Origin of the sequence: uncultured Sulfitobacter sp. (assembly GCF_947500075.1) — a bacterium.
Classification (GTDB): domain Bacteria; phylum Pseudomonadota; class Alphaproteobacteria; order Rhodobacterales; family Rhodobacteraceae; genus Sulfitobacter.
This window is the reverse complement of record NZ_CANMQS010000019.1, coordinates 1-4,794: the sequence shown is the minus strand read 5'-3', so window position 1 is coordinate 4,794 and position 4,794 is coordinate 1. Positions and strand designations below refer to the sequence as shown.

Genomic DNA, 4,794 nt, shown 5'->3' with positions numbered 1-4,794 from the left:
TACCTAAGCCCTATCACATTCGAGGAGCGAGCTATGAAAGCTTAAGTTGCCGTCTACGAAACCAGCAGCAGGCCACAACTTCGAATCTGCCGGTCCACTCGCGCCGTATGCAATTCGCGATGGTCGATTGATCACCGGCCAACAACAGCACAGCACGCGGCTGTTTTCTGATCTACTGATAGAAGCTCTTTCCGAATAAGCAGAAGGCGCAGAACCGCGCGCCGCTTCGTCAAACTTCCTAAGGATAGTTCAAATGACCAAAGTATTTGTCACCGGCGCGTCCGGTTTCATAGCCAAACACATTCTGCGCGAGCTCCTCGAAAAAGGATACGACGTGCGTGCTTCGGTTCGTTCCGACAGGCGCCAGGCCGAGCTGCAGGGTCTCTTTCCTAGCGCAAAGCTGGAGTTCGCTACGCTCGACCTGACCAAAGATCCAGGTTGGAAAGAGGCCCTTCAGGGATGCGATGTGCTGATGCATACGGCTTCCCCGTTCCCGGCAGGCGAACCGAAGGACCCTCAAGAGCTCATTCGCCCCGCCGTCGATGGCACACTGCGCGCTTTGCGCGCGGCAAAGGACGCCGGGATCAGGCGGGTGATCCTGACGTCGTCCTGCGCTGCCATCTACAAGCAGTCAAACAAGCCGAAGATGACCCCCTCGGATGAGACTTACTGGACCAGCCCGGACGATCCCTCCGTCGGGGCCTATGAAGCCTCCAAGACGCTGGCGGAAAAGGCGGCGTGGGACTTCGTCACTGAGAACCCCGATATCGTCCTGACGACTATCAACCCTGGCGCCGTTTTCGGACCGCCAATGGATGCGCGCTTCGGCACATCGCTCGAGTTGGTCGAACAATTGATGACCGGAAAGGTCCCGATGGCCCCGCCGATGGACATGGTGGCGGTAGATGTGCGCGACGTGGCGCGCATGCACGTCGCAGCCATCGAGCTCGAGGCCACCAAAGGCGAGCGCTTCGCTGCTGCCAGTGGCACATATAGCTTCCTCCAACTCGGCGCGTTCCTGAAGGGATGGGATGCAGATCTCAAGACACCAGGCCGGGAAGCACCTTTGTGGCTGCTGCGCGTTATGGGTCTGTTCTCCAAAGACGTGAAGGCTGTGCTTGGGAACGTCGGCCGTACACTCGCTGTCTCAGGGGCCAAGGCAGAGAAAACCTTTGGCTTTCAGTTCATCCCCGTTAAGGAGGCCCTGATTGCCTCGGCCGAGGCTGTCAAATTGCATAGGCTGGATGGGAAGAAGGCATGATTACCGCATTTCTTTGCAGCACACCCAACGGGTTCAAAGTGGCCATTGCCTTAGAGGAAATGGGTCTCGACTACGAGATTTAGTGGGTGAACATCGGCGCGGGCGAGCAGCATGAGCCAGACTTTCTGAAAGTCTCGCCAAATGGGAAAATCCCCGCGATCCTCGACAATGAAACGGGTATTAGCCTGATGGAGTCAGGTGCGATTTTGCAGTGCCTCGCGGAAAAGGTGGGCATGTTTGGCGGAGAGACCGCCGAGGATCGCTGGAAAGTGACCCAATGGTTGCACTGGCAGATGGGTGGTCTGGGCCCCATGATGGGTCAGGTCAATCACTTTCGCGGCCTTAAGAACAAGGTCCCATACAGCGAAACCCGGTACATGAACGAAGCCATCCGTTTGTTCGGAGTTCTTGATCGGCAGCTGGAAGGCCGGAGCTACATCGCTGGAGACTATTCCATTGCCGATATGGCGGCGGTCCCATGGGCAGGCATGGCTCAAATTATCGGAGACGAACGCCTCACCGACCACGCCAACGTTATGGCCTGGATAGAGCGAAACGTGGCACGGCCGGCCACCGCTCGTGCAATCGCGATGTCACCCAGCTGAAGAAAGAGTGAACGCTATCAAAATCCTCGCAGTGGCGGGCACTCCGGCATCAAGGGCAGCCGAGGACCATCCCTAAGAGCGAAAATGCCAAGACGGCCCGAAGGAGACTCTCGCTTGAGCAACAGATGCTGCGGTGCGGCTTCCCAAAAGCAGACATTTGAAATTTCTAGTTACCCGCTAACAGATCACAGAAGATCGGGTTTCTTCGTCCGCCGTTCTGCTAGCTCTCGATAGAGCGCTGGAGGCGACGCCCCGATCCAATCAGCGACACGCACCCACCCGCCTAATTCCGGCGAACCGTAAAGCTCGAGATAGGCGTCCAGGCGATCGGCCACCTTCCGCAAACGCATTATCTCAATCCGAGTCCGGAGGTTCTGTAGCTCTCTCGCTGTACTTTCAAATGCTTTGACTGAGAGTTGGTCTGATGAGGCAGAATTCTCAAGCAATCCCTTCAGTTCGGTTTTGGAAACCAAAGAAACCGTTGCCGGAACTTCAGCAACAGCGTCGCAGTGATAGCAATCTGCAAAGAGCGATGCTTCGGCTACGAGTTCAGTTGCACTAGCCGTATGCAGGGTCAAAAGCCCGCCATCTTTCAGCGCTCGTCGAAGGGAAATCTGTCCAACACGGACGAGGAACGCCCACTCAACCTGATCGCCTCGACGAAAGAGCGTTTCGCCTTCATGCAGCGAGCGTTCTGGCGCGCCATCAAAACAGTGAGCCCAATATTCCGACATGATTTCTATCATGTTCAGTTTCACCCGCGTCATGCAATACCTTGGTCCCAACGCTGGATCGAACAAGGACTTCAACAATGCGTATAGCAAACGTCGCACTTCTTATGATGGCTTTGCCCGCTGTCGCGTTGTCTCAGACCCATGATGGAAGTTATGGATCGACGCCTTCGGTTTACGCAGGCGAAGAAACGCGCCTGATTAAGTCTCTTTCGGAACAAGACTTGGAAGAAATCGCGCGCGGCGGCGGATGGGGACTTGCGCGAGCAGCCGAACTCAATGGTGTCCCAGGGCCAACGCACCTTCTCGAACTAGCGGATCAAATCGGGCTGAGCGAGCGGCAGCGCGACGACATCGAGGCGATCCGAGCGCAGATGCAAGCAGACGCCATAACTGCCGGGGAGCGGTTCGTCGCAGCTGAACAAGCGCTGGACGCAGCCTTTCAACAAGGAGCGCCAGATGCCGAGGCGCTTGAACCGCTGGTTACTGAAGCGGGGCAAGCGCGGGCAGCCCTCCGCCTCGTTCATCTGAATGCTCATTTGTTGACATTGCCACTGCTGACTGATGCCCAAGTCAGCAGGTACTCAGTCTTGCGCGGTTATTCAGATGATCCATGCGCCTCTGTACCAGACGGGCACGACCCGGACATGTGGCGCAGTCATAACGGATGCAACTAAGCTCGGTTGCGGCGACACATCCTCGTGACTTGTCAAAGCCATATACCCCCAGTAGGTATTGGGCATGTTTCGCTTGGTTCTGTCGATCATTCTTGTTGTTGCATTCGCCGGTGCATCCACCGCGTCGGTAATGCATGGCTTGAACCACGGATCAGATCACGCTGACCACCACGCCGAAATGATAGACAGCGATCCATTGGATGACGCTGAGAAGGCATTTGCGGATTGTTGCGACACCACAAGTGGCATGGGATCAACGCCCTGTTTTGGTGATCTTGTGACCACATCGGCGATTTCGCCAGTCAATCCCGCAAACAGTTTGGCCAACCCTGTGCTGTACGCTGATTCCAATTTTTCAATGCTGTCGCTGGCTGTCCCAACAGGTCCTCCGAAAGTTTGAACGGTAACGAGCTCTTGCCCGCAATCCATTCAACTTTGAAACTAAAGGACCGACAGACATGATCACACGTCGTCACTTCACCACCCTAACCGCAACTGCTCTTGTGATGGCTGCTTTGCCTGTGCGCGCAGGCACGCCTATGCGCGTTCTTGCCTCACCTGGCTGCGGATGTTGCCACGCCTGGGCTGACTTGGCCCGCGCACGCGGCTACGCTGTCACTGTCGAGGAACTGATCGACCCAGAGGCGCAGAAGTCAGAACGCGGCATCCCGCTTGAACTCGCCTCCTGTCACACCATTGAAGCGGATGGTTATGTCTTCGAAGGGCATGTGCCGTTCGAAGCATTGGAAGCAGTCTTGCAGGATCGCCCGGACATCACTGGGCTTGCCGTGCCGGGCATGCCTATGGGCTCTCCAGGCATGGGCGATGACCCATCCGCCCGTTACGACGTCATTGCATTTGGTGGAGAGGCCGGTACCGGCACGGTATACTATCGCGCCGGTACCGCTCAGCCGTTCGAGACCTAATGGTAAGTCGCAAAGCAGTTTTGCTAACCGGCGGGCTTGCGCTCGCCGGAGTCGCGGCGGCGTTCGTTCTGGTCCGACCCTCCGAAGCTGTCGGTCTATTGACGCCCAACGACGTCGAAGTGGTCGCCTTGGGCCACGATATCTATGCGGCGCAATGTGCTGCCTGCCACGGTGCGCGGCTGGAGGGACAACCGAACTGGCGGATGCGTGGCGAGGATGGTTTGCTACCAGCACCGCCGCACGATGCGTCGGGACATACCTGGCACCATGATGACGAAACACTCTTCACCTTGACCAAATATGGGCTTGCCGGTCTGATGGAGAATGCGCCTCCATCCGCGATGCCTGTTTATGACGGCGTGCTCAGCAATGACGAGATCATTGCGGTGCTGTCCTTCATCAAGTCAACTTGGCCCGATGACCTTCGCCAGTATCACGACGAACTAAATGCCCGATCTAACTAGAGGAAAACTCAAATGATCAAACAAACGTTTCTCGGCTTGGCCGTCGCGGTCGCACCTGTGACCCTCCCCCACTGAATTGGTCCTCCGCTATGTTTAGGAAAACGGAGGAGACACATGGCCAACAAGCGAC

General features: G+C 56.7%; 7 protein-coding genes. 6 read left to right on the top strand and 1 reads right to left on the bottom strand.

All coding sequences use genetic code 11. The annotated features are described in order from the left end of the window. Positions 1-253: 253 nt before the first annotated feature. Together Q1A91_RS23615 and Q1A91_RS23610 are read left to right on the top strand one after the other, a co-directional pair. On the top strand, positions 254-1,261 hold the full coding sequence (locus Q1A91_RS23615; protein ID WP_299883366.1) for an aldehyde reductase: 1,008 nt from the start codon (positions 254-256) through the stop codon (positions 1,259-1,261). An 86-nt stretch (positions 1,262-1,347) separates the two neighbouring features. After that, positions 1,348-1,866: a glutathione binding-like protein gene (locus Q1A91_RS23610; protein ID WP_299883363.1), complete on the top strand. Its 519-nt coding sequence runs from the start codon at positions 1,348-1,350 to the stop codon at positions 1,864-1,866. 185 nt (positions 1,867-2,051) lie between these two features. Here the strand turns inward: Q1A91_RS23610 and Q1A91_RS23605 are convergent, their stop codons facing one another. Beyond that, the gene (locus tag Q1A91_RS23605; protein ID WP_299410697.1) at positions 2,052-2,633 is read right to left on the bottom strand and encodes a Crp/Fnr family transcriptional regulator; all 582 of its coding nucleotides are present in this window, start codon (positions 2,631-2,633) and stop codon (positions 2,052-2,054) included. Positions 2,634-2,677: 44 nt separating this feature from the next. Here Q1A91_RS23605 and Q1A91_RS23600 point away from each other — a divergent pair, with 44 nt between their 5' ends. From Q1A91_RS23600 to Q1A91_RS23585, 4 genes are all read left to right on the top strand, one after another. After that, a complete protein-coding gene (locus tag Q1A91_RS23600) occupies positions 2,678-3,274 on the top strand; it encodes a hypothetical protein (RefSeq protein ID WP_299410699.1) in 597 nt (198 codons plus the stop codon). A 64-nt stretch (positions 3,275-3,338) separates the two neighbouring features. Further along, positions 3,339-3,674, top strand: coding sequence for a hypothetical protein (locus Q1A91_RS23595; protein ID WP_299883359.1), 336 nt, complete (start codon positions 3,339-3,341; stop codon positions 3,672-3,674). A 58-nt stretch (positions 3,675-3,732) separates the two neighbouring features. Continuing rightward, positions 3,733-4,200 carry a DUF411 domain-containing protein gene (locus Q1A91_RS23590; protein WP_299883356.1) on the top strand — a complete coding sequence of 156 codons (468 nt, stop codon included), beginning with the start codon at positions 3,733-3,735 and terminating at the stop codon, positions 4,198-4,200. A 98-nt stretch (positions 4,201-4,298) separates the two neighbouring features. Continuing rightward, positions 4,299-4,664, top strand: coding sequence for a cytochrome c (locus Q1A91_RS23585; RefSeq protein ID WP_299883353.1), 366 nt, complete (start codon positions 4,299-4,301; stop codon positions 4,662-4,664). The last annotated feature ends 130 nt before the right edge of the window (positions 4,665-4,794 follow it).